The following is a 26807-nucleotide window of genomic DNA, read 5'->3' on the forward strand; positions in this document are numbered from 1 at the left end:
AATAGAATGGAGTAAGTATGTATGAAGAAAGTTTGTTTAATCAATTACACTGGAAGTAAAGGTGGGGGAGCGCAGTATACGTATGAACTGACTTTAGGTTTAGTCAACCAAGGAGTTCCTACAGTTGCCGTTATTTCAGCTTTAAATGAAGATTTAAATCAATGGAAAAAGATGAAATTAGAAAAACTGATTATCTTGGACACGTATGCTAATTCCAGAGAACTCATCATAAACTCTCTCTGGTGGAGTAAGCATCGTAAGCAAATCAAAGCAGAACTGACCGGTTATGAAGTAACTCAGATTATTGTTCCAATGATTACTTTTTGGACAAAAAGAATTAACCGACTATTTAGAGACGCTCAAAAGATCGTTGCATTGCATGATCCAATTGCTCATAGTGGAGATAAAAACAAGAGAGCTCTTCAATTATTCGGAGAGACATCTATTTTGAATAACGCGGATTACATAATTGTTTTAAGCAACATGTTTATTGATTTTGTTGAGCAAAAATACAATAAAAATGGGAAAGTGATACATATTCCTATGGGCACCACTAACATCTATACTGATTTGCCGAACAAAATTAATACCCTTATTTACGATGAATCAAAAATCAATTTTCTGTTTTTCGGAACGATTTCTAAGTATAAAGGGATAGAAGTTCTTGCTGACGCTTATCGTATGGTTACTGAAAAGGTGCAAAATGTTACTTTAACCATAGCTGGTTCGGGAGATTTTTCTCTCTATACTAAAGCTTTTGAAAATTTACCTCATGTAGAAGTTCACAATCGTTGGATCGTAAACGAAGAGGTAGAAAGTTTCTTCAACAATGAAACGGTAGTTGCGGTCTTGCCGTATCTAGATGCTACGCAATCAGGTGTCATACCTGTCTGCGTTTCATATGGGGTCCCCATTATTGCTTCTAATGCAGGTGGAATCATGGAGCAATTGAATGACTATGATACTGGGGTTTTAATTGAGACAGGGAATGCAACAGCATTAGCAGATGCTATGTTGCGGTTGGTGGAAGATACCAAGCTACGAAAAAAACAAAGACAAAGCGCTAATGAGAATGCTAAAAAATTTAATTGGAATAATATTGCTAAGAAATTTCTTTCTCTGTTTAATTAGTGAAGAGGAGATTAACCATGTATAACTTAACTATAGTAACACCTACTTATAATAGAGCAGAATTTTTAACCCGCGTGTATCAATCCTTAAGTAATCAGACTACACAAACTTTTCAGTGGCTGATTATTGATGATGGAAGCACCGATGAAACAGAATTAATAGTATCTGATTTACGAAAAAAGCACACAGCTCCCTTTAAAATTACCTATCAAAAGAAAAGTAATGGTGGCAAACACTCTGCTCTTAATCATTCACATCCATTTATTGAGTCAAATTATATTGTTGTACTGGACAGTGATGATTATATGCAAAAAGATGGTGTTCAACACATTATTGAAGCATATAAAAAAATAAATGCAACAGATCAAATTGGATGGATAGCATTTTTAAGAGGATTTTCAGACGATTTAACTAAGGATCCTTTGTATAAAAAAAATGGAGAAGTAACCAATTATATTCAATATTTGAATGAGGGAAGAAAAGGGGAATCTTGTGATGTATACGTAACGGAAGTATTCAAAGCTTTTCCGTACCCTGAAATTTCTGGTGAGAGATTTGTATCAGAAAGTTATCTTAATATTCAAGCTGCTGTTTATGGAAAACATAATATGATGACAATTAACCAGATTATTCAAATAACAGAATATTTAGATGAAGGACTAACTAGCCAAGGAAGAAGTCTGCAGCTTAAAAACCCTAAAGGACATGCAGAACTTTGGCGACATGTAGCGAAACCTCCCTTTACTTTGAAATTAAGATTAAAAGGTACATGGCTTTACATAGCATATTCTTTTTTTGCAAAAAAAAACACAAGTACTATAGTTAATAATAGTCTCGGAAAAGCCTTTACTTTTTTTAATATCCCCTTTGGCTATGCTATTTATAATATTTGGAAAAAAAAATATTTATAAAAGAATTGTGAGATGGAAAATGGAAAAAATCTTAAATGTTATTGGTAGTTTAAATATTGGCGGAGCAGAGATTAATGCAATGAATATTCTAAGAAATATTGATCTTAAAAAATATCAATATGAATTTTTAGTATTTGATCAAGACCCAGGAGATTTCGAAGGAGAAGCAATACGTTTAGGAGCAAAGATTGTTCGGATACAAGAACCTAAATTGGATTATAAAAAATTTTTAGCAACATTTGATACCTTATTAAATGTTGAAAAGTATGATGTTATACATGTGAATACACTTTGGAATAGTGGTCTATTGTTGAAAATAGCTAAGAAAAATGGAATTTCAGTTCGGATTTGCCACTCTCATAGTACGGAGAGTAGTGTACATGAAAATCTTAAATACAAGATATACAAACGTTTCATGCGATATTTTATTTTATCTAACGCGACTCATTATATCGGTTGTGGTCAGGATGCAGGAAATTATTTATATGGACAAAAAAAATTCCAACAAAAAGGAGAAATAATCTACAATGGAATCAACATTGAAGACTTTCGGTTTAACCCAGATGTGAGAAAAAGAGTGAGAGATAGTTTGAATATTGCCTCTGAAGAAGTGGTAATCGGACATATTGGACGCTTAGCTCCTGTAAAGAACCATTCATTTATGATAGAGCTTTTAGAGCAACTCATAACAGAGGCAAAAGCAAAAAATGTTAAAATGATTTTTGTTGGAGATGGCCCAGATTATGAAAAAATTCAACAAGAATTAGTAAAGAGAAGTTTAGAAAAAAAATGTATTTTATTGGGTAGTAGAAAAGACGTCAATGAAATTTTACAAGCCTTTGATATTTTACTATTTCCGTCATTTTTTGAAGGATTTCCTGTCAGTCTCGTTGAAGCTCAAGCAAGTGGATTACCTTGTATTATATCAGCCAATGTTACAGAAGAAACAATATTAACTGACTATTGTACTCGAATTAACTTAGAGGAAGAAGATAGTTGGAAAAAACGGATATTAGAATATATTTCTATGCTAGTTGATAGAAGTTTAGTAAATATAGAATTAATAGAAAGAAATTTTGATAGTAAGTATACTGCTAAAAAATGGGAAAAAATTTATGGTAGCTCTACTACAAGTAAATGATTATTATAAATTTATAAATTAATTTAGTAGAAAGAATTATCTGTAATTAATTAGATACAGACAATAGCAGCTAAATAAAAAAACAGACTTTTAAGTATTTAACTAAGTTAGGTGGTAGGTCAAGTGCATATTGTTTATAAAATTTTATATAAAGTGATTGGTCTAAAACTTCCAGTTTCTGATGGTAAATTTTCTTTTGGTGCAAAAAAAATTAGAGCCTTTTTAGCTAAAGGAATATTAGCGTCAGCTGGAAAAAATATAAATATTGAAAAAGGAGCAACTTTTGATTCCACAGTTGAAATTGGTAATAATTCTGGGATAGGCATAAATTGTAAACTATATGGAAAAATTACTATCGGTGATAATGTAATGATGGGACCAGATGTTAATATTTATACAACCAATCATAATTTTAAAGATATTACAGTTCCAATGCGAGAACAAGGATTTGAAAAAGAGAGACCGGTTATAATTGGTAACGATGTTTGGATAGGTAGCAGAGTAACTATTTTACCAGGAGTGAAAATTGGTAATAGTTCCATTATAGGAACAGGTGCAGTAGTGACTAAAGATGTTGCTGATTATAATATTGTGGGTGGAAATCCTGCAAAAGTGATTAGTAACAGAATAAAGTATTAAGTTGTGATGTAAGAAAAAATTATAGTATCTATTAAGTAACGGAGAGTTGAAAATGATAAAAATAAACCATAAATATGCTTTAATCACTTGTGTATATACATTAATTAGTCTTATCCTCTACTTTTGTCTGAATATTGTTAGTAAAATGGAATATCAAACAGCGATTGAAGTAATTGGTTATTTTGTTATTTTCCAAGTGTTGCTTACTTTTGTAGCTTATAGATTAACAAAAATTGAAATGTTCAGTTTGTCTGGTGCGTTTACATGGTTAAACTACTTATTTCATTTAGGACAACCTGTGATTAAAGCATTAACATCAAATTATCAGTTTGATTATGACGTTTCTTTAATTATAGTTTCTGATGCTTTCATGGAATCCCTAATATTTTCTTATCTAATGATAGTAATGGTATCTGCAGGAATTTTATTGACAAAATCGGTTGAAAGAGAAAAAGTCATACACAAAAAACGTAAGTTTTCTGAAATAAGTGCAAAGAATCTATTCAAAATTGGAAGTATTATTACAGTTTTAACATTTCCAATTGAAATGTACATTCAAATCACTAAAATTTTTGTTGCTCGTAACAGTGGTTACTTAGCGACTTTTGATGTGGAAGTAAGTGGCGTAATTGGGTTCATTTCTACGTTTAGTTTAGTTGGAGTAATTATCATGATTTTGGGATCAAAAAATCATTTTAAAAGAGGAACTATTATTCTTGGGCTGTATTCTGTTTTTTATGTTATCACAATGTTCTCTGGAGGAAGAATGTGGCAAGTAATTAAGCTGCTTCTTGTCCTCTATTATTATATAAAAACATACGATATAAAAATAACTAAAAAAAATATTGTGATTCTATTATTACTTGCTTATTTTGGTGCAGGATTTATGAGTGCAGTAGCCGATTTCCGTTCTTATGATGTGCAGAGTAATGATTATGTTTTCCAAGTTATTACGGATGTTTTTGTGGAGAATCCAATATTAAAAATAGTTGAAGAGTTTGGAGGTACTATATACACAGTAGGCCTTACTGTTCAGAAGACTCCATTTGTTATTCCATTTTCCATGGGTTCTCAATTCATAACCAACTTTGTAAGTATTCTTCCAAATGTAAATGATTCGATAGCTACGATTAACAATAATTCTAACTTTACATTACTTTTAGATACACCAAATATAGGCGGTTCTTTTGTAGGAGAGATGTATTATAGTTTTCACTATTTTGCTTTTATTCCTGCTATTTTAATTGGTATTCTAGTGCAAATTATTACAAAAAAAATTGAAAATAGTCTTGAAGATGAAAACTATCGTTTTATTATTTATTCACTTATGTTTCAATACTCTTTTATTTCTTGGATAAGAGGCGCCTCGTCAATTCTTTATAGAAACCATATTTTTGCAGTTATTTTTATCTATATTCTTAGTAGCATTTTTATTAGAAAAAAGAATGCTGATGAAGTAAAAACAAACAGACAATACCCTATTATCAACAGAAATTTAAGGAGGAAGAAAAATGGATAAACTAGTTTCAGTTATTGTCCCAGTTTATAACGCAGATAAATATGTTAATGGAACAATAGATTCTATTTTAAATCAAACCTATCCAAACCTTGAATTGATACTAATTGACGATGGTTCCACCGATTGCAGCTTGGAAATTTGTAGAAAAAAAGAAAAACTAGATAAAAGAATAAAGGTTATCCAAAAAACAAATGCTGGTGTTTCAGTAGCCCGTAATACAGGAATTAATATTGCAAAAGGGGAATTTATTCTCTTTGTTGATAGCGATGATTATGTTGAAATGGATTTAATTGAAATACTGCTAAGCCACTTTAAAAACAAAGATGAGTTAATTATTTATGGTAACTACATACACGATCTAGAGAGCGATAATATAAAAACAGTTAATTCTGGAAAAGAAGGTGATAAAGAATTAACTGTTTTTGAATTAGCTTCTAATTTTTGGCACTATTATGAAACTGGTCTTACAAATCCGCCATGGAATAAATTGTATGTTACTTCTGTTATTAGACAGAATAATATTTACTTTCCTGAGGGAGTACGTATGGGAGAGGATATTCTATTTAATTTAAATTATTTCCGTCAAGTTACTCAATTTAAAATTATTGATAGTAATCTTTATCATTATGTTTTGTATCCTAATCAAGCTACTAGAAAAGCAAACTTAAAAATAAAAGATGACATGGTTTTGTTTTTGAAAGAAGTCGAACAATTTATTCAACGAAATGTTGGGATTGGGCAACCAGAAGAAACCTGGGAGCAGCATAACTATCAAATATATCAGCATTTATTGACAGCATTGAGGATGGCTTATCGAACAGATGAACTCACGGATCAAGAACGATTGAAATACGTTATTCAGACAATTAATATTTTTAAAGAAGTATTTCCGAAGTGTAATTTTTCCTCTCAAAATATATTTGATAAGTTTATGGTTTACTCGCTAAGAACAAATAAATATAAACTAATACATATTACACTTAAGACTATTGAAACATCGAAGCGCCGTGCTAAACTGTTAATAAAACGAACGTGAACTAAGGAGAGAAAGTATGAATATTCTTTTAGATATTTATTTAGAAAAAAATCTAGGTGATGATTTATTTTTAGAATCCATATTAACACGGTACCCTGAACACCATTTTTATATTTTTTCACAATTGGATTATGCTATTTTTGAAAAAAAGTATTTTAATCTTCATATTGTGAAGTTGAATAAATACGTTAATTATTTTCAGGCAAAATTGAACAAAAAAAACACTTTTAAACAGAAATTCATTCAGAAACAAAATATAGAAGCGCTCGTATGTGTGGGTGGATCTATTTTTATTGAATTTGATGGTTGGGAAAAACTTTATTCTGAAAGACTTTCTTTATGGCAATACATGAAAGAACAGCAGAAACAAGTCTTTGTCATTGGCTCTAATTTTGGTCCGTATACTTCAGATACTTTTTTTGAACAATACGACCAAGCTTTTAAATTTGTAGAAGATATTTGTTTTCGAGACACTTATTCATATGATTTATTTAAAAATCGTACGAATGTTCGCCAAGAGGCAGATGTTATTATGAGTTATCAGATAAACTCTTATGTTTCTAACGAAGAAGAAGATTCCGTTGGTATCTCGGTTATAAATCTGGCAAATAGAAAAAAATTAGCTACTTACCAAGGTGAGTACATAAGTAAAATAGTTAGTATTGTAAATGATTTTACTCTCAAAGGGAAAACGGTTCATTTGCTTTCGTTCTGTGAAAGAGAAGGGGATGAAGAAGTTAGTGAATTGATTCTAAATCAGGTAACAGAAAGAAAAGAACAGATTGAAAAGCTGTATTACAAGGGGAATATAGATGAATTTTTGAAGCGATTTGCGACGATTAAACAAATCATTACTTGCAGGTTCCATTCAATAATTTTGTCTGTTCTGTTTGATAAAGAATTTTATTCACTCATTTACAGTGATAAATCATCAAATTTTATAAATGATTATCACCTTAATTCAAACATGAAATCCATTGAGGAAGTAGATTCTTTGACGTCAGAACTGATTACAGAATCTTTTTCTGTAGCAAGAGATAAGAGTGCATTAGTTACTTCGGGTGAAAAACAATATTTTGCATTGGATAAATTTTTATTAAGTTAAAAAAGATGATTGTTTTTGATTTTTAGATACTTCTTATTATCACTAATTGTAAAATTAATTTAAATAAATATGCCTTTCGTTATAAACTCAAAATCTATTTCCGTTTAAAGAAAATATAGAAGCAATCACTAATTAACTGTTGATAATAGAGTCTTACTGCTACCAAAATATAAGGTTGCTAAAATAACTATGTACTTAAAATAATTTCGTACACCAGTTTATACCGTCATTAAATTCCTAAAGTAAGACCATACTACTCTTAATTACTACCAATAGTATAAGAAAAATATGGAATTGTGGAATAGATGCAAAATCGTCTTGCCAAAAGAACAATGGACATAAATCAAAGAAAAAATTCCGCAGGTTAAAAATCATCATGAATCATTGGTTTAGAGCCATTCCGAGGCATTTGTTTAAATCGTATAAGTTTGATTGCAGAAAAATAATTTTTCCAGAAAAATCACTAGTATTGCATAAATATAGTTAAAATGTTCTAGATTTTTTTTGAAAAACTAAAGAAAAAATTCTTACGCAAAGGATGACCATTTCTAAAAAAATTGTGCTTATTTAGCTGATTTTATTACCAGCAGCAATAATATTCTATTGTAGTCATATTGGTATTAAAAGTTCAACCCATTTCTCAGTTGGTTGAAATAGGCGATATTGAAAAAGTTATTTAATTTTGAAAATAGAACGTCTCGTCTTTGTTCTTAACTCAATTAAATAAGTCAATAAACTGGCAATCATGGCTAGATCAATTGATTCATGAGTCCACATTCGCTTCTTGAAAAGAACTTTTTGATAGACATATGTTGTTTAATGTGTTTAAAGAACAGTTCTATTTGCCAATGAGCTTTATACGTCTCTGCAATTTCAGCAGATGAGCATTCAAAAAGATTTGTGATGAATTGAAGTATTTCCCATTTTGATTTTGGATAGTCATTAAGGGAAGACGAGACGTTATATAGTTTTGAGTACCTAATGCGACCATGTGGTCGCTGATAATAAGTTCATCTTTTAATGCCGTTAGTGTTTCCAAAACATGTGTATTTGTATTCTTTTTGATTCTTGTCCAAAAGAAGTAACTATCCCAATGTGATTTTGTCCATTCGTTTAAAGGCTAGATAACCAATACCAAATATATATGTTGTTTCAGGTTGATTAACTAAGGCTACCAACTGACTTGTATCATGTTCAATACTATTTGTTATCGTAAAATCATCAGGTAAAAGTGCTTATTGTCCATAAAGTAGAGCTTTAAGTGAAGCTTGACTCCTGAATTTTTTTACGAAAGTTAGCCATTTGAGAAAGATCTCGATCAAGGGAAAAGCTTGAAAAGTCAATTTGATAAAGACTATTTCGTTTTTCAAAAGACATTTTCTTTTGGGCTTAACTGATAAGCTGACAAAAAATAGCTATAAGAATCTCTGAATCCATTTTGGGAAGAACTCTGGAAAGTTAAAAATAACTGATACTATCAATCCTAATCTCTTTTTGAATTTCTTTAGAAACAAAAGTGGTATCGATATCTCTAAGACTTTCTTTCTCTTCATTGATTGCATGAAGAAACATTTGAAGAGCTTGAAAGAAACTAAGCTTTTTATAGTATTTATCAAAAGTAGAATTTTGTTTATACTTATCCATATGTTGGGTCCTTTTTATTGGTCTTGAATAAGTCGTTTAAGTTCAGCATAAAGGACGTTTTTGTATATTGGAATAGATTTATAATCTTGTGAAACGTAATGTGTTTAACGCAAAACTAATGACTCAAAACATTATATATTGATGATTGCAAAGGAGGAACGAATGAGAAATCGGATAAAGCAGATGGATTTATTAAGAGGAATAGGTATTATATTTGTAGTTTTGATACACATAACAAATTTTTACTTGAATGGGAATTCGTTAGATAACTTTACTGGCGTATTTGTTAATCAATTATCACGAGTAGCGGTCCCCATTTTCTTGATTCTTTCAGGTTTGGGATTAACCATGTCTCATAAGTTAAAAAATGGTTATTTCAAATTTTTGATAAATCAAGTATGGAAGATTATACCGATGTATTTAATTTGGAGTGTAGTTTACTACTTTTATCAATTTATCTTGTTTGGTGATGAAAGTTTTAATGCAATAAAATTACTAACACGCGTATTACTTGGAACAAACAGAACACATTTGTATTATGTTCCCATTACAGTAGCTTTGTATATTATTTACCCGCTTCTTTACTACTTGGCTATACGAAAATTTGGTTTATTAATAGCGTTATTGATAACTTTAATTAGCCAAGGAGTTTACTTTATTACTGGTATCGAATTATTGAATATAGAACAAAATATATTCAGTTGGTTGTTTTACTTCGTCTTTGGTATATGGTTAGCGATTGATTTTGATAATAAACTTAGCATCATTAAACAAAACCAAAAAAAAATAAGTCTTATTCTAATAATTTCGGCTTTAATAGTGGTAACAGAATCGGTTGTTTCAGAGGTTAGTACGTCACTTAGGCCTTCTGTTATTCTATATTCTATAGCATTTTTCACATTTGTACTAAGCTTTAACGTGAAAAATAGTAAATTCCAAAATATAATAATCAAATTAGGAAATTTTTCTTACGGAATATACTTAATACATCCATTAGTTTTAGATGGATATAGATTATTTGCAGGTTATTTATCATTTGGTTCTATACCACTTTTTTATATTTCTTTAGGATTAGTTGTAGTAATGATAATCTCAACTAATATTACTAGATTTTTTATAAAGCCTATATTATAGAAACATATCAATGATGTGAGATACTGTTGAACCAAAGTACGCGTTAAATGAAAATAAAGAAAGCTGCTGATAATCTATAGTTATAAAAAAATTGTGTCTATTTGTTTAAACTGTACCATTTTTTTATTTTTGAAAATTTTATGAATAAAGATTGAATCAATTGAATGGTTCAGTCTTTTTTATTTTCTATTTTATAAAATGAATAGATACAAGATAAACTTAAACAATGAAATAAAACGTATTCATAAAATGCAATGATATGGGGAAGCGAGTATGCGATCAAAAATGATTTATAGTGTGCCTATCGGGGTAACAATGATTATTTTGTACCCTAAAGAATTCGTTATCCGTTATAAGAGTGAACTTTTAAATAGGATATTGTATAAATTTACTACATATAAAGAAACACTAGATGCTTATGAACTTTGTCTGAATTTGATGGAACACTTTAAGACGAAACGGAAGTTTAAGGGTATTGAGATAGCATTCAAAAAAATGATAGAGTTGAAATTGGAAGATTTAAAACATTGATCGTGAGCGCGTGCAAAGTTTGTTAGTATAAGAAAGAAACCGGAGCCTTTATAATAACGTTTGGTTTTTTTGTTCATTTGCGGAGGAGTAAGATGTTTATCCACATGGCGGCAAAGATGCTATTGAACATCTTCAATAGCTCTTCTTAAAGTTCTAACAGTTTAGCACTTGCGGCTACGGTATCAGGCGGATAGCAACAAGCTCCTGAAGTATATGAGTATTTGAAAGTTTCTAATGGGAAGACATATGGACAAGTCAAAAATACTGATCACTTTAAACTGATTACTGTCCAAGAAGCATCAAACTATAGTCTGCTGAAGAGGCTATTGTTAGAATTTTTTTCTGATAAAAAAGTATTTAGTAAGTATTAGCTGTAACAGACAAATTTATTGCAAAGGTTAAATCAGTTGAAAACGGATAAATTTATCCGCCGAGTGAAGTTTGATAAGAAAAAGATGGACTTTAGTCAATCAATTGAAAAAAGCTACATGTTGCGGGTTTGTGCTTGTCGGAAAGAAAGTCATAAATAATTTGAAGTGAAATGTCTCATTATATGTGTATTTATCTAAAAAGTAAACTAAGCTGCTTTGTCTCTAAACTTCCTATAAAAAGAAATTTCAAAAGCTTTTTTACTACTTTTTGTTCTTTGTCGGATTTGTGGGAGTGCAGTATTCTACAAGTGTACAAGGCCTTGTAACACCACTTGAAGGATATGACAAAGATGATAAGAAAATTGACGGAAGACAAGGAACGGGATTTTTTTGATCAGTATTCAGGAATGGTTCATGGAGCGTTGAAACGATTAGGAATGTGGCGTATGCATCCGGATTACGAAGATTTTGTGCAGCAAGGCCTCATAAAATTAGTGGAAGCTTACGAAACATACCCACAAGACTTGGAACAAGAGGAGTATTTGAAGCAATTTGGTGGATATGCTTATCAAAGGGTGTACTGGCATATGATTGACTTGCTGCGTAAGCAGAGACGGAAATGGGAAAGCGAGATGGCTTGGCCGGAAGACTTAGAAGGACAACAGCCAGATCAGCATGCTTCTATTGAGCAGGGATATCAAGAAATAGATCTGCTGGCACAGATGCTGCCGTTATTGACCTTGAAGGAGCAGTCTTATTTAGTCGATGTGGTTGTCAATCGGTTGACAATGACAGAGATTGCACAAAAGCAAGGAGTTAGTCGAAAAACGGTTTATGCATGGAAGAAAAAGGTGGCAGAAAAATTAAAACACTTTTTAGCTATATTGAAAGAGGTGTAGAAATAGAAATAAGCTTATGCCATGAAAGTGGTATAAGCTTTTTTGGCTATTATTTGGAATGTTTATCTTCTTTGTCGTCATTGAATAAATCTGCTCTAGATTCGTCAATGTAAGGATTTTTTTCACCAAATGTTTTTTCCATCCATTCACTGAGGCGATAGTGCGACATAAAATGGGTGAACTCTTTTAGCGTGAAGCATGTGGAAACAAAACCAGGGTCCATCAAGCGCTTTTCTATGATATTCAACTCATCAGCTCGATGAGAGGTTTGAGTATTGTTGAAGAGACTGAATGTTTCAGTTGCTAACTTATACTGCACGTGCGAAAGAGTCGTAGCACGATCAATTTGCTCTTTAAAACTATGAGGCGAAATGTCCAAGAGTAAATCATGATGCTGGCGGAAAAAAACTCTCATCTGGTTAGTCTTTTTTAATTCAACCACATATAAAATATGATGAGCCGCATACCAACTGGTTGAGTTATTTGTGGAGCCTTTTTCAGGAATAAAAATTTCATGTCCAGATACAAAAGGACAGCGTTGATGGAAACCAAAACTCTTTCCAAGGGATTGAATAAATGCATAACATAAAGGCTTCTGATCAAAATAACGTTCCATAACCACTTTTGAAACTTCTCTAGTCACTAAAGGCGGTTCGGTTAAACTAAAGACAATGGTATTAAAAGGAGTATCTTTTCGGTCACGGATATCTTTAACGTAATATGTAGATGAATCAATTAGAATATGGCTCTTTTCTTGACTGATAGATAAGAGGAAAGGCAGGTTATCTTCTTCAATCAGCAACGGTTTTCTTGTATTTGGTTGAAGATGGGCCTCATAAGCATATCTTAGCCCAGGTAATTCGTTGAGAAAATTGTTTGGCAATTCTTTTTGGGCATCGTAACTCTTTTTCCAATTCGTAAAGTATTCTTGATGTTGTTCATGTTCAAAGTCTGATTTCATCCTTTCGTCCTCGTTCCATTAGGGATTAGCAACATTTCGTACACCTCTATTGTAAGCGTTACCAAATAAAAATGCACTAGTTTTTTTTATTTATTTAACGAATAAAAAGAGTATTGGCGTATAATCTCGTCAATACTCTAAATAGCAGCATTAACTCTCATTTGAAAGGATCAAAATCCCTAATAAGAGCTTAATTATCGTGGTACAAGTCTCTCGTGTACACTTTATCTTCAACATCAGCTAGTTCTTCTGTGAAACGATTGGTTACGATCACATCTGAGATTTTCTTGAACTCTTCTAAGTCGCGAATAACTTTTGAACGATAGAACTCGTCTTCTTTTAGAACAGGTTCGTAAACCACTACTTCGATACCTTTAGCTTTGATGCGCTTCATAATTCCTTGAATAGAAGAAGCTCTAAAGTTGTCTGAGTTGGTTTTCATCGTCAAACGATAGATTCCTACTACTTCTGGATCTTTAGCCACAACTTGTCCAGCTAAGAAATCTTTTCTCGTTCTGTTCGCATCCACAATAGCGCCAATAATATTGTTCGGCACCTCTTCATAATTAGCCAGTAATTGTTTTGTATCTTTCGGCAGACAGTATCCGCCATAACCGAATGATGGGTTATTGTAGTGAGTTCCAATACGCGGATCCAATCCAACGCCATCAATAATTGATTTCGTGTCTAATCCTCTAACTTCCGCATAAGTATCTAATTCGTTGATGTAGGCTACACGTAAAGCTAAGTAAGTATTAGAGAACAGTTTAACGGCTTCAGCTTCTGTCGATTTCATAAATAATACATCGATGTTTTCTTTAAGTGCTCCTTGAACCATCAAGTCCGCAAATGATTTAGCTTTATCCGTTTGAGCACCGACAATGATTCTCGACGGGTATAAGTTATCATATAAGGCATTTCCTTCTCGCAGGAATTCTGGAGAGAAGATGATGTTTTCTGTTTGGTATTTTTCATTAGTCGCTTTTGTATACCCAACAGGAATCGTTGATTTGATGATCATTGTAGCATCAGGTGCATAGTTTAGAACGTCTTCAATAACTACTTCTACAGCAGAAGTATCAAAATAGTTCATTTTGTCATCGTAATTTGTAGGTGCAGCGATGACAACTAATTCTGTACCTTCGTATGCGAATGCTTTATCGGTTGTAGCTGTTAAATCTAGTTCTTTTGTAGTTAAGTACTCTTCGATATCTTTGTCTACGATAGGAGATTTTTATTTGTTGATCATGTCCACTTTTTCAGAGACAATTTCTAATGCACGCACACGATTGTGCTGAGCTAAAAGAACGGCATTAGATAAACCAACATACCCCAATCCTACTACTGTAATCTTCATTCAAGTGCACTTCCTCTTTTTTATGTATATAACGTTTTAATCGTATCAAAAAAAGCCCGCTAAAACAATTATTTCTTTGATATACCAATGTTAAATAAAGGGATTTGGTGATTAATCGAGGTGGGGAGGAAATAATTACTAATGCGACACCTGTAAAGATGTAAATAACATCTAATAATAGTAGAAAAGTCTTTCAATAATAAAATAAATTGTGGTTTAACATTCTAGATGAGAAGCTTGATTTTGGTTATCAGATGAATTTCTAATTGACAGATGAATTTCTAATTGACAGCTGGATTTCTTAAAAAATCAAGCCGCTATTTTTCTATTATGGATCATAATTTAAAAAACTACATCCCAAACTATGACAAATTTTCAGATGATGTGCGACAAAAGCTGTTTCGAAAACGATTTCAAAACAGGCTTTTGTCTATGTATAATTAAGGCATCAGGAGGAGATAAAATGTTTCTAGATAAACGCAGTTTAGACATTGTTAAAACTTTGATCAAAAATCCTCAGATAAAAAGCAAAGAGTTGGAAGAATCAATGAATTTAACAAGGAGGCAGATAAATTATTCTATAAAGAAAATCAATGAATCCTTAATAACTCTTGAATTACCTAAAATTGACAGAAGTCGAAATGGACACTTTATAGTAAAAAAGCAAATTATAGATTATCTGACTAAATCAGAACCGTTTGTTAGCAAAAAGACTACTTATTACATTCCTACTGAAAATGAAAGAGTACTCTTTTTGATTTTATATCTTATTGCTAAAACGGAAGATGTTTCCCTAGCTCATATTGCTGAAATACTTGAAGTAAGTAAAAATACTGTGATAAATGATTTAAAGTTGGCAAATGAAATGTTAGAGAATGACAATTTGAAAATCAGTTACTCAAGAATCACTGGATATAACATTGTAGGAATGGAAATCAATGTTCGAAAACTCATTCGAGTCATCATTTCAAAACTATTAAAAGTGTATCAAGGAGACGAAGCGATTTCTCGAATCACAAAAATAAAAATAGATAATGCACATGACAAAATTAAAAGTATAGAAAAACAACTCAATTTATATTATACAGATCAAAGCTTTGAGGCTATGGCATACGTTATTTTATTAAATGAAAGACGTATTGAGCAAGGGCATCTAATTGAAGCTGATTTCCATAATGGTTTCTTGGAAATGAATGGTACAAAAGAATATCGGATTACTTGTGAGATGTTAGAAGAGTACAGTTATTGGCCAAAACAAGAAAAAGAATGGTTAGTACTTCAGTTTCTTACGGCAAGTCTGCAATATACAGAAGTAGAACATATGGAAGATGACACTTTAGTGACTGCAATTAATGAGATGGTCAAATCGTTTGAAGAAAAATCTTATATCACTATTGAAGATAAAAAGTCATTTATCAATAGACTTTTACTTCATTTACGACCAGCTTACTATCGACTCAAATATCATTTAACATTTGACTCTGACACTTATCATAATTTTATCAAAGGAAATGAAAATTATTCGCTGCTGTTTGATTTAGTAAAGGAAACTGTGTATCCAATAGAAAAGTTGATTCATGAAAAAATACCTAAGAATGAACTTAGCTTGATCTCTTTCTTTTTTGGAGCTGAGTTGATGAGGCAAGGGATTGATTTGGATAACAAGATATACGCAGTAGTTGTTTGCACAAATGGAATTTCCATTTCAAAGCTCCTAAGGTTGACGCTAAGTAAGTTGTTTCCTGACTTTATCTTTTTACCAGCTTTGTCTATCCGTGAATTTAAAAAATACCATAAGAAATACGACATTGTTTTTACTACGGTCCCTTTAAATTCAGACAAACCAGTGTTTTTAGTTAATGCGTTGTTAACAGAAAGCGAAAAAAATAGTCTGAGTATTCAAGTATTAAATGAGTTGGGGCTAAGGAGTAACGGCTTTTCGACTGAAGAGGTACTGAAAGTAGTGAGTCATTATGCATCTATTACAGATGAATCAGGGTTAAAACATGCCTTAAGGCAATTGATAGAGAAGGATTCACCTTCGAAGAGTCGTTCAATAAGCAGAGAAGAAGGTTTACCTGGGTTAGACTTTTACCTTTCAGAAAAGACGATTCAAGTAGTAGATGAAGTAAAAGATTGGAAAACTGCTATTCGACTGGCATGCCAACCATTGCTAGAAAAAAAAGCGATCACCCCAGACTATGTCGAAGCGTTGATTGAACAAAATGATACTGAAGAAACGTACAGCTTTTTAGGCTGCAGCATGGCTATCCCTCATGCTTCTTCTGAAAGAGGAGTTATCTCAGATGCATTTGCGATGCTGATTTTAAAACAACCAGTGACTTTCAGAAATAACAAAAAAATAAGTCTGATCACTCCTTTAGCTATTTATAACCAAACCCTTCATTTGAAAGCGGTTAATCAATTGGCGTGTTTAGCGGAGGACAAAGAAAAAATAGCTAAGCTGATGTCTTTGAGTGACCCAGCAGAAGTTTTGCACTGCATTATAAATAAAACTGAGGAGTTGATGAAATGAAAAAGAAAGAATTCCCCAAAGTGACCGTTATCCTGCGAGGATATGATTATGATCAAGTGAATAGTGTGATGGAAGTGTTGGCTGATAAAGGAGAACACTTTGCTGTTGAAGTTACACTAAATTCACCTGATGTTTTTGAAACTATCAAAAGAGTTGCTGATCAATTTGGAGAGTCACTCTTCATAGGAGCAGGTACTGTCTTGGATTTGGAAGATGCGAAAAAAGCTATTGAAGCAGGAGCACAATTTATCTTATCACCTATTATGTTGGAGAAGGAGACTTTTGATTACTGTAAGGAAAGAGGGATTAAGACGATTCCAGCAGGAATGACGCCTACAGAGGTCTATCAACTATTTCAAAATGGAGCAGATATTGTCAAACTTTTTCCAGCAACGTCCATGGAGCTGTCTCATTTCAAAGCTATGAAGGGTCCGTTGGGAGAGTTGCCGCTTATGGCAGTTGGAGGAGTCAACAGCCATAACACAAATGATTTCTTAGATGGCGGAGCAAGTTATGTCGGTATCGCTTCAGGAATCTTTAATAAAGAAGACATCTTATCAAAAAACAAATCAGCATTAACAAAATCTCTGGAAGCATTTGAAGAGAGAGTTTTCCATGATAGAAAGGCGGTTTCTCAATGAGTTTGGATTTGGATTTTAATGAAGAACTGATTTTCGTAGATTTGGTATTCGACGATAAGAAAGAAGTTTTAAACTTTCTGACGGATGAATTGATCCAACGAGGATATGTTCAAAAAGAATTTAAAGAAGCAGTATTAGAAAGAGAAGAGGTTTATCCAACAGGACTACCGTCTATAGGAGCAAAAATTGCTATCCCGCATGCTAATTATCAATTGGTAGAAAAGACGACGATTGCTATTGGTATATTACGAAAGCCAGTTACGTTTTTTTCAATGGAAGATAGCAGCACACCTTTAGATATTGAAATTGTTATTATGTTGGCAATCAGTGAACCACATGGTCAGATTGAAATGCTGCAGCGCGTGGTCTCAATTATTCAAGATGAAAAATTAACTAGAAAAATAGTCGATAGCAAATCTAAATCAGATATTTTGGAAATGGTCATACCATATTTTTATGAACCTCAAAACCAATAAAAAAGGAGATTTTATATTATGAAAAGAGTACTAGTAGCTTGTGGAAATGGAATTGCAACATCAACAGTGGTGGCTTCAAAAATTAGAGATTACGCTGAAGAACAAGGGGTAAGCATTTCAACGAATCAATGTAAATTGATGGAAGTACCTGGAAAAGCAGAAGACTATGATTTGATCGTAACAACAGGTCAATTTGATGGAAACATTGGAACTCCAATTGTTAGAGCATTATCTCTATTAACAGGTATCGGACAAGAAGAAACGTTAGAAGAAATTGTAGGGTATTTAAAATAATTTTTTAAAAGGAGAATAAACTATGTGGGATGTTATCATGACAGCTTTTAATTGGCTGATAGATGCTGGGGCAACCGTTATGTTGCCCGTCATCATTACGGTTATTGGGTTGATTTTTGGTTTAAAACTCTCTAAAGCTTTTAAATCAGGTTTGACATTAGGAATTGGTTTTGCAGGTATTCGCTTGATATTAGATTATATGACATCTAATATTGGTCCGGCTGCTAAAGCAATGGTTGAAAATATCGGAGTTGAATTAGATGTACTTGATGTAGGTTGGGGATCAATCGCAGCTGTTACTTGGTCATCTCCTATCATCGCTATCTTGATTTTCGGTATATTAGCGACAAACATTCTGATGTTGATTTTCAAATGGACTGATACATTAGATGTAGATATTTGGAACTATCATCATATGGCAATCGTAGGAATTATGGTTCATTACATTACAGGGAATGTTGCCTTAGGAATAGCAGCGTCTATTGTTATGGCTATTACAACGTTTAAAATTGCAGATTGGTCTCAACCAATGATTGAAAAGTTCTTTGGGATCCCAGGAGTTTCATTACCAACTGTATCAGCAACATCCTCACTATTAATTGCTTGGCCGCTGAACTGGTTAATGGACAGAATTCCCGGAGTAAATAAAATCAACTTCTCATTGAAAGATACACAGAAATATTTAGGATTCTTCGGAGACCAAATGATTATGGGATTGATCTTAGGATCAGCTATCGGAGCTTTAGCTGGTTATGATCTAACAGCTATTCTTCAATTAGGTGTGAGCATGTCAGCAGTATTAGTATTAATTCCAAAAATGACTTCTATGTTTATGGAAGGGTTGATGCCTATTTCAGGAGCAGCACAAAAATGGAGTCAAAAGAAATTTAAAAACAGAAAACTATTCATTGGCTTGGATGCAGCAGTCGTTGTTGGAAATCAAGATGTTATTACTACAGCTTTGATTATCATCCCATTAACAATCGCTTTAGCAGTTATCTTACCAGGAAACAGAATGTTGCCTTTTGCCGATTTGGCGATTATTCCTTTCCGTGTAGCTTTAGTCGTAGCTTTAACAAAAGGAAATTTATTCAAAAACTTAGTTATTGGTTTAGCAACGACTACTGCATTACTATACGCAGGCTCTATTACAGCACCTGCTCTAACAGCTATCGCTGAAAATGTTGGTATCGATATTGCTATAGCTGGTGGGGCATTATTGATTTCATCATTTGCAGCAACGAGTTTGACTCATAGTTTCTTAGTATTCTTAGCCTTCACAGGAAATCTATTTGTGACGATGCCGATCATGGTAGTTGTCATTGCTGCTTCTTGGTATTACTTTGAAGTGATTAAACCTAAACAACAAGAGCGCAATGCAGCGAACGTTGAAGGTGATACTGGAGATATTTCAGTCGAACAAACCAATTAACACAGCTTGATGTAGAAAAGAATAAAACAGGAGGCACAACATGAAAATCACAGATATAAAAGTATATAAGATAAAGCCAAGATGGATCTTTATCAAGATCAGTACGGACGAAGGTATTGATGGTTGGGGAGAAATGATTTCTGGAACAAAAACAGAAACTGTTGTAGCTGGGGCTTATGAAATGGGAAGACGGATTATTGGACGCAACCCATTTGAAATTGAACGTATTTGGCAAGAGTTGCATCGTTCATTCTTCCGTGGCGGTCCTATAAATAGTACAATTGTTTCAGGAATTGAAATGGCCTTATGGGATATTAAAGGAAAGTTTTTCAATACTCCTGTTTATGAACTTCTAGGTGGGGCTGTTCGAGACAATATCAAAGTCTATTCTTGGATTGGCGGGGACCGTCCAAATGAAGTAGTAGAACAAGCAATGGATAGAAAAAATAGAGGCTTTAATGCGATTAAAATGAATGGGACAGAAGAATTGCATTATATTGACTCATACAAAAAAATTGAAGCCGTTATCGAACGAGTAGGTTCTATTAGAGATAAACTTGGTTTTGACATGGAAATAGCTGTTGATTTCCACGGTCGTGTTCATAAGCCTATGGCCAAAGTGTTAGCAAAAGAACTGGAGCAGTTTAAACCGATGTTCTTAGAAGAAGTGGTATTGCCAGAAAATGAAGAAGCATTCGCAGAGGTTGCCCAACATGTAGCTACACCATTAGCGACAGGGGAACGATTGAATTCGAGATGGCAATTCAAGAATATTTTCAAAGCGGGTGTGATTGATATTATTCAACCTGACGTTGCTCTTGTAGGCGGGATTCTAGAAACGAGAAAAATAGCCGCTATGGCGGAAGCTTATGATATGGCTGTTGCTCCTCATGCGCCATATGGACCTATTGCCTTAGCAGCGACGTTGCAAGTAGATGCTTGTACTCCAAATGTGTTCATTCAAGAACAAAGTCTAGGGATTCATTACAATAAAGGTTTTGATTTATTAGACTTCGTACACAATAAAGAGGTTTTCCAATATAAAGATGGTTTCGTAGATCTGCCAACCAAACCAGGACTAGGTCTTGAATTGAATGAAGAGCTGATTGAAGAAATCTCTCAGGAAGGACTAATTTGGACGAATCCTCAATGGAAAAACTATGATGGAACGATAGCTGAATGGTAAAATAAGCAACTATTTTAAAAGGTAGCATAGAAAAAGCTCTGATTCTCTCCATGTCGAGAGGAATCAGAGCTTTTTTGGTATATATGGGTTATGCGTAATTAGTTAGATAGTAGTTGCTGAAACAGGGCGTTTTTATGTATGGCACCTTTATATGCTTCGATAGGTCGCTAATTCAATAATGTCCTGTTGACTGATTAATTCTTTGATTGAAGGTCGGGTCAGCAAGTCCAGTTCTTCTGTTCTAGGATAAGTATACGACGAACTTGCCAATAAAAACTTGTCTAAAAAAGCAGGGTGGCACATGATCTCGACCGAATTGTGTGTTGCAAATAACTGGTTTAAAGACCCTTCTGATTGTAGAGCAGTTTCCATAGTATACACGAATCCATCTGTAGTTCTTCTTGTTGAATCTTGGTTGTTAAAGTTGTTTCTAACCGGCAAGTTGTATTCGTCAGCCAGCTTGAAATAGATGTCGTTAAAGTTACCAAAAAGGTTCGCATGATGATGCGTATCGAGATGAGTAGGCTGGACACCAGCAGCTAAGATTTTTTCAATTTGTGCTTTCCATTCGTCATAAACTTCTGTCTGATCAATGATGAAAGAGCCTTTGTAATACGCTTGGTTGCGGAAGTTTCCTTCTGTATCTATGATAGTTTTCAAGTGGTGTAAAACTGGAGTGCCTGTAGTCAGGGTCAAGTGAACGCCGATACCAAGGTTAGGGTGCTGCTGTTGTAACTCCAACGCGTGCTCAAATCCGGGCATGTTGGCCATCATAGTGGTAGAAGTGAGGATACCTTCTTTATAGGCCTCAATGATGCCGTAATTTACACCTTTACAATATCCGAAATCGTCAGCGTTGATGATTAGTTTCTTCATAACTAGGTTACAGCTCCTTTTAGATTTTGGTTTTTGAAATAATATTTTATATTTTAAATAATTAAATTGAAATAATATTCCGTTTAAGATATACTCATTTTGAAAGGGGATACATTATCAGTATATCAGAATTTTAAGGAGGATAGAGAGAAGTCATAAAAGAATAATAAATTGTTTACAAGTATCCTTTATTTTAATCTATTTTATTCGAGGAGGAAGAAAATGAAAGTAATAATGGTTTGTTCAGGTGGAATGTCTAGTGCGATTGTCGTAAAAGCTATCAAGGCAGAAGCTGCAAAACAAAATGTTGATTTAGATATGATTGCGGTTGGATCTGGAGCTGTAGAAGATGAATTGAAAAATGGGGACTACAAGTTGCTTTTGGTGGCTCCACAAGTGAAACACCAATTTGATACTTTTAAGCAATATGCAAATGAAAGCGGTGTACCGATAGAGAAAGTTGAGCCGATGGGGTATACCCCGATAGGCGCTCCAAAAACATTGGAAGTTATCAAAAAATATCAGTAATTTTTCACTTAAAAAAGCTTTGGTTTTTACTATTCAATACAAAGGAGAGTAAATATGACGAACTTTTTAAACTGGCTGGAAACAAAATTCATGCCGCCTTTAGCTAAACTTTCAGAACAAAAACATTTAAAAGCTATTCGTGATGGAGTTATTTCGACATTATCTTTAATTATTATCGGTTGTTTCTTTTTAGTAATTGGTAATCCTCCAATTGCCTCTTGGGCAGAGGCGATTGCGCCATACGCTGCTCAAATCGCAATTCCATTTCGTATTACAACAGGATTGATGTCTTTATACGCGGCTTATGGTATGGGATACAGCTTATCTAAATCTTATAAATTGGACGGTGTTACTGGAGGAGTTCTCTCTTTAGCGACATTCTTAATGCTGACGATTCCAGTAAACGTTGATGCAATGCTGCCTGAAGGCGACGCTATTGGATGGGTCTTACCAATGGGAAACCTTGGTGGTGCAGGGATGTTCTCAGCAATCTTAGCGATGATTTTTGCTGTTGAAGTACTGCGTTTATTTAAACAAAAGAACTTAATGATCAAAATGCCAGAGCAAGTACCTGATTCAGTAGCGCGAAGTTTTGAAGCACTGATTCCTGGTACATTTGTTATTGTGGTCGTTTGGATTATTCGAGTTTTGCTTGGGTTTGATATCAATTCAATGTTGATTGGAATCTTCACACCATTAAACAATATTTTAGGAAATAATTTATTAGGCGTTTTACTTCCAGTTATCTTAATCACTTTATTATGGGCAGCTGGAGTACATGGGGTCAGTGTAATTGGATCGATCGTCCGTCCAATGTGGCTAGTCATGTTAGAAGCTAATGGACAGGCAATGGTCAGTGGAGTGCCTGCAAATAAACTTCCTTACATCGCACCGGAACAATTCTATCAATGGTTAGTCTGGGTCGGCGGATCTGGGGCAACCTTATCCTTATGTTTGATGCTGCTGTTTACAAAATCAGCCTATCTAAAACAAGTAGGGCGTTTTTCAATCATCCCTTCAATCTTCAACATCAATGAACCACTAATTTTTGGGGCGCCAATCGTAATGAATCCAATATTGGCGATTCCTTTTGTCGTTGCACCATCTGTGACAACAACAATCAGTTATTTTGCAGTTAAGTTTGGAATGATCAACGGTTTTTCTGTTAATGCTCCTTGGACTTTACCAGCGCCTATAGGGGCGTTCTTATCCGCTGGAAACGACTGGAAAGCAGCTGCTTTAGTACTCATTAATATTACAATCGCAGCATTAATCTATTATCCATTTGTAAAAGTATACGATAAGAAGATGTTAGAGGAAGAACATGCAGAAATGGCAGAAAAAAATAATGTGCAAGCAGACACAGTAGCAGGATAAATCAGATAGGCTGTTTAGTGGATACTATTCAGCCTGTTCTTATTAATTTTTTAAAAGGAGGAAAAAGAAGTGAGACTAGGCATCATATTAGTGCTAATTGTATTTGTGTTAACAGGGGTTAAGTCTGTTGGTTGGCTGCAGAAAAAAGGCATCTTTGTCAATCGTTGGATTTTTGGGTTTTCAGCCTTTTTGATCGTGCTGATTCCAAGTGTTATTTTCCCGACTATCCCGGCAAGTGTTAGCAGTACTTTATACTTACTATCCGGTTTATTTGCTATCATGTTTTTTGAAACAGGTCGTCGAATGATTGAAAAAGGGGAAATCAAAGGGATGGTCCGTGCTGATCAATTTCCTAAAAAGGGAAATAAATAAATCGAACAAGCCATTGAAAATTTTAGGGAGGTAGAAAAGGATTGGAATACCGCAATGTAAAAAAAAATGAGATCGATCAAGTTATAAAAATCAAAGACTATTGCTTTCTAAATGCTTATTCTGGAAAAAGACTTGAGGATTTTAAGTATTGGGCCGAAGTCAGTACGATTATTGGAGCTTTTGATCGAGACGCTTTAGCAGGTCAAATAGTGATTCTTCCTTTAGCGATGAATATACACGGTCAACAGTATCAGATGGGCGGAATCGGATTTGTAGCAACTTATCCGGAATACCGCAATGCAGGTATTGTGAAACAACTAATCAAAATCAGCTTGGAGAGAATGAGGGAACAAAAGCAATGGGTTTCTATATTAGGACCATTCTCTGTCTCATTCTATCGGTATTTTGGATGGGAATTGTTTTTTGATAAAGTACAGTATGAAGTGTCGATGTACCAGCTGCCTTTAAAAGAAGAAAATATAGGACGAGTTCTTCGCTTTGACTATAATGACAAACGTGAATATCTCGATCAAGTCAAAAAGCTTTACCAGGATTATGCTCTCCATACCAATGGTGTGATGCTGAGAGATGAGGCTTGGTGGAAAAGGTTGGAAATGAGAGATCCAGACGCATCATTTGCGATGAGTATAGATTCAAAAGGTAATCTTCAAGGTTATATTCGATATGTAAGAAAAGGACAAAGCTTGATAGTATTGGACCAGGTTACATTAAATGTAGAAGCCGAGCGGTCACTATGGGAGTTTATTAAAACACACCGATCTAATTTTACTACCGTAACAGGTTTAGCAGCGGCTCAAGATTCATTTGGGACATTGTGGGATGAACCGCAATTCAAGCAAGAGCTGCTGCATGATAAGATGATTCGAATCGTAGATGTAGAACAATTCTTAACTATGTATCCCTTCAAAGAACACACTGAAAAACTGTATTTGAATGTAACAGATGTATTTGCACCTTGGAATCAAGGCTTTTATGAGATCAGTTCTCACCGAGTAAAGAAAGTAACTAAAGATAAAATCCCAACTGGAAAGTGTTTGAAAATAGATATTTCAAGTTTGTCTTCTTATTTATCAGGCTATCAGTACCTTAAATGGTATCATTATCATGGAAAAGCTGAAGGTAACGAACAAATACTAAAGGATTGGGATCAAGCAGTTCCAAAAGAACGACCACAATTTTACGAGCATTTTTAATGAAAAGAAATGAGGAAGAAAGATATGAGACGATTAGGTATTTCGGTTTATCCTAACCATAGTTCTGTACAAGAAATTAGAGACTATGTTGATTTAGCAGCTCAATACAACTTTAAACGGGTGTTTACATGTTTATTGTCTGTGGAAGGAGATAAAGACGCAATTGTAAAAGAGTTTACTGAGGTGATCACTCATGCTAAAGAAAAAGGAATGGAAGTGATTGCTGATGTCAGTCCGAAAATTTTTGATGAGTTGGGCATCAGTTACAAGGATCTCACCTTTTTTAAAGATATCGGAGCAGACGGCATTCGTCTGGACATGGGCTTTACTGGAAATGAAGAGTCAATCATGACATTTAACCCCCAAGACTTGAAAATTGAATTGAATATCAGCAGCGGTACAAAATACTTAGACAATATATTCAGTTATCAAGCGAATATGGCTAACTTGATGGGATGTCACAATTTTTATCCGCATCGTTACACTGGATTAAATTACGAGCACTTCATCGAAACAAGCAAGGATTATAAAAAACATGGAATCGTCACAGCGGCATTTGTCAATTCACCATCTGCACACATTGGTCCTTGGCCGGTAAATGAAGGATTGTGCACCCTTGAGATGCACCGCAAGTTGCCGATTGAAGTCCAAGCGAAACACTTGTGGGCAACAGAAGTAATTGATGACGTGATTATTGCGAATGCATTTGCCAGTGAAGAAGAATTGAAAGCTTTAAGTGAGATTAATCCTTACCAGCTGACTTTGAACTGTGAACTAGTAGAGGATATTCCTGAATTGGAAGAAAAAATCGTGATGGAAGAATTCCATTTCAATCGTGGAGATATTTCAGATTATGTCATTCGTTCAACGCAAAGCCGAGTAAAATACAAAGGCCATGAGTTTGTACCCTTCCACACACCAGATATGGAAAAAGGGGATATCATTGTTGAATCTTCCTTGTATGCTCATTATGCTGGGGAGCTGCAAATAGCTCTGCAACCAATGAAAAATTCAGGCAAGTCTAATGTAGTTGGTCGAGTAGTAGAGGAAGAACGCTTTTTACTAGACTACATAAAACCTTGGCAAAAATTTCAGTTTAACTTAAAATAAGCCCTTAAAGGAGTCGAAACGAAATGGAAGAATTGGAAACGATTATATTTGAGATCATTGGTCATGGTGGAAATGCACGAGCTTTGGCATATGAATCGCTTGAAAAAGCGCGTGAAACCGATTATGAAGAGAGTGACCGCTTGTTGGAAGAATGCAAACAAGAAATGAATTTGGCACACAATACACAGACTAAACTAGTTCAAGATGAAATTCGAGGAACAGACATCAAGATTAGTTTATTGCTGATACACGCGCAAGATCAATTGATGACTTCTATGGCAGAACAAGCTTTGATCAAACAAATGATTGAAATGCAGAAAGAATTAAATGCTTTAAAAACTGTTAAAGGGTGATTAGATGACTTTAGCAGTAGGATTAATGTTGGG

Annotated in this window: 24 protein-coding genes and 2 pseudogenes; 22 read left to right on the forward strand and 4 right to left on the reverse strand. The window is 33.9% G+C overall.

Annotated elements, in window-relative coordinates; translation table 11 throughout:
* Positions 1–21: 21 nt before the first annotated feature.
* The 7 genes from ACE025_RS00930 (at position 22) to ACE025_RS00960 (ending at position 7482) form a co-directional block, all read left to right on the forward strand.
* Positions 22–1131: a glycosyltransferase family 4 protein gene (locus ACE025_RS00930; RefSeq protein ID WP_485936524.1), complete on the forward strand. Its 1110-nt coding sequence runs from the start codon at positions 22–24 to the stop codon at positions 1129–1131.
* A gap of 17 nt (positions 1132–1148) precedes the next feature.
* Entirely contained in the window at positions 1149–2042 is an 894-nt protein-coding gene (locus tag ACE025_RS00935) for a glycosyltransferase family A protein (RefSeq protein ID WP_485936526.1), read from the forward strand.
* Positions 2043–2061: 19 nt separating this feature from the next.
* Positions 2062–3183, forward strand: coding sequence for a glycosyltransferase family 1 protein (locus ACE025_RS00940; RefSeq protein WP_485936528.1), 1122 nt, complete (start codon positions 2062–2064; stop codon positions 3181–3183).
* Positions 3184–3294: 111 nt separating this feature from the next.
* Complete coding sequence (locus ACE025_RS00945) at positions 3295–3822, forward strand: DapH/DapD/GlmU-related protein (RefSeq protein ID WP_485936530.1); 528 nt, start codon at positions 3295–3297, stop codon at positions 3820–3822.
* A 52-nt stretch (positions 3823–3874) separates the two neighbouring features.
* A complete protein-coding gene (gene wzy / locus ACE025_RS00950; RefSeq protein WP_485936532.1) occupies positions 3875–5341 on the forward strand; it encodes an O-antigen polysaccharide polymerase Wzy in 1467 nt (488 codons plus the stop codon).
* A complete protein-coding gene (locus ACE025_RS00955) occupies positions 5334–6377 on the forward strand; it encodes a glycosyltransferase family 2 protein (protein WP_485936534.1) in 1044 nt (347 codons plus the stop codon). Before wzy ends, ACE025_RS00955 begins: the two co-directional genes overlap by 8 nt.
* A gap of 16 nt (positions 6378–6393) precedes the next feature.
* Positions 6394–7482 (forward strand): polysaccharide pyruvyl transferase family protein, encoded by a 1089-nt coding sequence (locus ACE025_RS00960; RefSeq protein WP_485936536.1) that lies wholly within the window; start codon positions 6394–6396, stop codon positions 7480–7482.
* Positions 7483–8091: 609 nt separating this feature from the next.
* Here ACE025_RS00960 and ACE025_RS00965 read toward each other — a convergent pair.
* Positions 8092–9126, reverse strand: a pseudogene (locus ACE025_RS00965) (IS4 family transposase).
* Between the two features lie 183 nt (positions 9127–9309).
* Here ACE025_RS00965 and ACE025_RS00970 point away from each other — a divergent pair.
* The 3 genes from ACE025_RS00970 to ACE025_RS00980 all read left to right on the forward strand — a co-directional run bounded on the left by ACE025_RS00970 (position 9310) and on the right by ACE025_RS00980 (position 12061).
* On the forward strand, positions 9310–10260 hold the full coding sequence (locus ACE025_RS00970; RefSeq protein ID WP_485936538.1) for an acyltransferase: 951 nt from the start codon (positions 9310–9312) through the stop codon (positions 10258–10260).
* 273 nt (positions 10261–10533) lie between these two features.
* Positions 10534–10791, forward strand: a complete 258-nt coding sequence (locus ACE025_RS00975; RefSeq protein WP_485936540.1) for a hypothetical protein — start codon at positions 10534–10536, stop codon at positions 10789–10791.
* A gap of 712 nt (positions 10792–11503) precedes the next feature.
* On the forward strand, positions 11504–12061 hold the full coding sequence (locus ACE025_RS00980) for a sigma-70 family RNA polymerase sigma factor (RefSeq protein WP_485936542.1): 558 nt from the start codon (positions 11504–11506) through the stop codon (positions 12059–12061).
* Positions 12062–12110: 49 nt separating this feature from the next.
* Here the strand turns inward: ACE025_RS00980 and ACE025_RS00985 are convergent, their stop codons facing one another.
* Together ACE025_RS00985 and ACE025_RS00990 are read right to left on the reverse strand one after the other, a co-directional pair.
* The gene (locus ACE025_RS00985) at positions 12111–13022 is read right to left on the reverse strand and encodes a competence protein ComK (RefSeq protein ID WP_485936544.1); all 912 of its coding nucleotides are present in this window, start codon (positions 13020–13022) and stop codon (positions 12111–12113) included.
* Between the two features lie 190 nt (positions 13023–13212).
* Positions 13213–14379 (reverse strand): annotated as a pseudogene (locus ACE025_RS00990) (nucleotide sugar dehydrogenase).
* Between the two features lie 463 nt (positions 14380–14842).
* Between ACE025_RS00990 and ACE025_RS00995 the strand changes: the two are divergent.
* From ACE025_RS00995 to dgoD, 6 genes are read left to right on the forward strand one after another with little or no spacing between them, the layout of a single operon-like run.
* Positions 14843–16915 (forward strand): BglG family transcription antiterminator, encoded by a 2073-nt coding sequence (locus ACE025_RS00995; protein ID WP_485936546.1) that lies wholly within the window; start codon positions 14843–14845, stop codon positions 16913–16915.
* Positions 16912–17556: a bifunctional 4-hydroxy-2-oxoglutarate aldolase/2-dehydro-3-deoxy-phosphogluconate aldolase gene (locus ACE025_RS01000; protein WP_485936548.1), complete on the forward strand. Its 645-nt coding sequence runs from the start codon at positions 16912–16914 to the stop codon at positions 17554–17556. Before ACE025_RS00995 ends, ACE025_RS01000 begins: the two co-directional genes overlap by 4 nt.
* A 2-nt stretch (positions 17557–17558) precedes the next feature.
* Positions 17559–18032 carry a PTS sugar transporter subunit IIA gene (locus ACE025_RS01005; protein WP_485936766.1) on the forward strand — a complete coding sequence of 158 codons (474 nt, stop codon included), beginning with the start codon at positions 17559–17561 and terminating at the stop codon, positions 18030–18032.
* 18 nt (positions 18033–18050) lie between these two features.
* Positions 18051–18326: a PTS sugar transporter subunit IIB gene (locus tag ACE025_RS01010; protein WP_188204299.1), complete on the forward strand. Its 276-nt coding sequence runs from the start codon at positions 18051–18053 to the stop codon at positions 18324–18326.
* A 22-nt stretch (positions 18327–18348) separates the two neighbouring features.
* Positions 18349–19758 carry a PTS galactitol transporter subunit IIC gene (locus ACE025_RS01015; protein WP_485936551.1) on the forward strand — a complete coding sequence of 470 codons (1410 nt, stop codon included), beginning with the start codon at positions 18349–18351 and terminating at the stop codon, positions 19756–19758.
* A gap of 40 nt (positions 19759–19798) precedes the next feature.
* A complete protein-coding gene (gene dgoD, locus ACE025_RS01020; protein ID WP_485936553.1) occupies positions 19799–20944 on the forward strand; it encodes a galactonate dehydratase in 1146 nt (381 codons plus the stop codon).
* Between the two features lie 147 nt (positions 20945–21091).
* On the opposite strand, the gene chbG is transcribed toward dgoD, so the two are convergent.
* Positions 21092–21820, reverse strand: a complete 729-nt coding sequence (chbG, locus tag ACE025_RS01025; RefSeq protein ID WP_485936555.1) for a chitin disaccharide deacetylase — start codon at positions 21818–21820, stop codon at positions 21092–21094.
* A 222-nt stretch (positions 21821–22042) separates the two neighbouring features.
* Between chbG and ACE025_RS01030 the strand changes: the two genes are divergently transcribed.
* From ACE025_RS01030 to ACE025_RS01055, 6 genes are all read left to right on the forward strand, one after another.
* Complete coding sequence (locus ACE025_RS01030; protein ID WP_485936557.1) at positions 22043–22348, forward strand: PTS sugar transporter subunit IIB; 306 nt, start codon at positions 22043–22045, stop codon at positions 22346–22348.
* A gap of 54 nt (positions 22349–22402) precedes the next feature.
* Positions 22403–23725, forward strand: a complete 1323-nt coding sequence (locus tag ACE025_RS01035) for a PTS sugar transporter subunit IIC (RefSeq protein WP_485936559.1) — start codon at positions 22403–22405, stop codon at positions 23723–23725.
* A gap of 69 nt (positions 23726–23794) precedes the next feature.
* Complete coding sequence (locus ACE025_RS01040) at positions 23795–24097, forward strand: hypothetical protein (RefSeq protein ID WP_485936561.1); 303 nt, start codon at positions 23795–23797, stop codon at positions 24095–24097.
* Positions 24098–24138: 41 nt separating this feature from the next.
* Positions 24139–25311 carry a GNAT family N-acetyltransferase gene (locus ACE025_RS01045; RefSeq protein ID WP_485936563.1) on the forward strand — a complete coding sequence of 391 codons (1173 nt, stop codon included), beginning with the start codon at positions 24139–24141 and terminating at the stop codon, positions 25309–25311.
* A 24-nt stretch (positions 25312–25335) separates the two neighbouring features.
* Positions 25336–26421 carry a DUF871 domain-containing protein gene (locus tag ACE025_RS01050; RefSeq protein ID WP_485936565.1) on the forward strand — a complete coding sequence of 362 codons (1086 nt, stop codon included), beginning with the start codon at positions 25336–25338 and terminating at the stop codon, positions 26419–26421.
* A gap of 23 nt (positions 26422–26444) precedes the next feature.
* Entirely contained in the window at positions 26445–26774 is a 330-nt protein-coding gene (locus ACE025_RS01055) for a PTS lactose/cellobiose transporter subunit IIA (RefSeq protein ID WP_485936567.1), read from the forward strand.
* Positions 26775–26807 lie beyond the last annotated feature (33 nt).

The organism is Desemzia sp. AGC72, from assembly GCF_057334175.1.

Bases quoted from the DNA above. Each gene is read 5' to 3' on its own strand.
- ACE025_RS01055 (WP_485936567.1), top strand. From the start codon at position 26,445: ATGGAAGAATTGGAAACGATTATATTTGAGATCATTGGTCATGGTGGA.
- ACE025_RS01050 (WP_485936565.1), top strand. From the start codon at position 25,336: ATGAGACGATTAGGTATTTCGGTTTATCCTAACCATAGTTCTGTACAA.
- dgoD (WP_485936553.1), top strand. From the start codon at position 19,799: ATGAAAATCACAGATATAAAAGTATATAAGATAAAGCCAAGATGGATC.
- ACE025_RS01030 (WP_485936557.1), top strand. From the start codon at position 22,043: ATGAAAGTAATAATGGTTTGTTCAGGTGGAATGTCTAGTGCGATTGTC.
- ACE025_RS00985 (WP_485936544.1), bottom strand. From the start codon at position 13,022: ATGAAATCAGACTTTGAACATGAACAACATCAAGAATACTTTACGAAT.
- ACE025_RS01000 (WP_485936548.1), top strand. From the start codon at position 16,912: ATGAAAAAGAAAGAATTCCCCAAAGTGACCGTTATCCTGCGAGGATAT.
- ACE025_RS00975 (WP_485936540.1), top strand. From the start codon at position 10,534: ATGCGATCAAAAATGATTTATAGTGTGCCTATCGGGGTAACAATGATT.
- ACE025_RS00935 (WP_485936526.1), top strand. From the start codon at position 1,149: ATGTATAACTTAACTATAGTAACACCTACTTATAATAGAGCAGAATTT.
- ACE025_RS00960 (WP_485936536.1), top strand. From the start codon at position 6,394: ATGAATATTCTTTTAGATATTTATTTAGAAAAAAATCTAGGTGATGAT.
- ACE025_RS01015 (WP_485936551.1), top strand. From the start codon at position 18,349: ATGTGGGATGTTATCATGACAGCTTTTAATTGGCTGATAGATGCTGGG.
- ACE025_RS01035 (WP_485936559.1), top strand. From the start codon at position 22,403: ATGACGAACTTTTTAAACTGGCTGGAAACAAAATTCATGCCGCCTTTA.
- ACE025_RS00970 (WP_485936538.1), top strand. From the start codon at position 9,310: ATGGATTTATTAAGAGGAATAGGTATTATATTTGTAGTTTTGATACAC.
- ACE025_RS00940 (WP_485936528.1), top strand. From the start codon at position 2,062: ATGGAAAAAATCTTAAATGTTATTGGTAGTTTAAATATTGGCGGAGCA.
- ACE025_RS00955 (WP_485936534.1), top strand. From the start codon at position 5,334: ATGGATAAACTAGTTTCAGTTATTGTCCCAGTTTATAACGCAGATAAA.
- wzy (WP_485936532.1), top strand. From the start codon at position 3,875: ATGATAAAAATAAACCATAAATATGCTTTAATCACTTGTGTATATACA.
- ACE025_RS00995 (WP_485936546.1), top strand. From the start codon at position 14,843: ATGTTTCTAGATAAACGCAGTTTAGACATTGTTAAAACTTTGATCAAA.
- ACE025_RS00980 (WP_485936542.1), top strand. From the start codon at position 11,504: ATGACAAAGATGATAAGAAAATTGACGGAAGACAAGGAACGGGATTTT.
- chbG (WP_485936555.1), bottom strand. From the start codon at position 21,820: ATGAAGAAACTAATCATCAACGCTGACGATTTCGGATATTGTAAAGGT.
- ACE025_RS01010 (WP_188204299.1), top strand. From the start codon at position 18,051: ATGAAAAGAGTACTAGTAGCTTGTGGAAATGGAATTGCAACATCAACA.
- ACE025_RS00930 (WP_485936524.1), top strand. From the start codon at position 22: ATGAAGAAAGTTTGTTTAATCAATTACACTGGAAGTAAAGGTGGGGGA.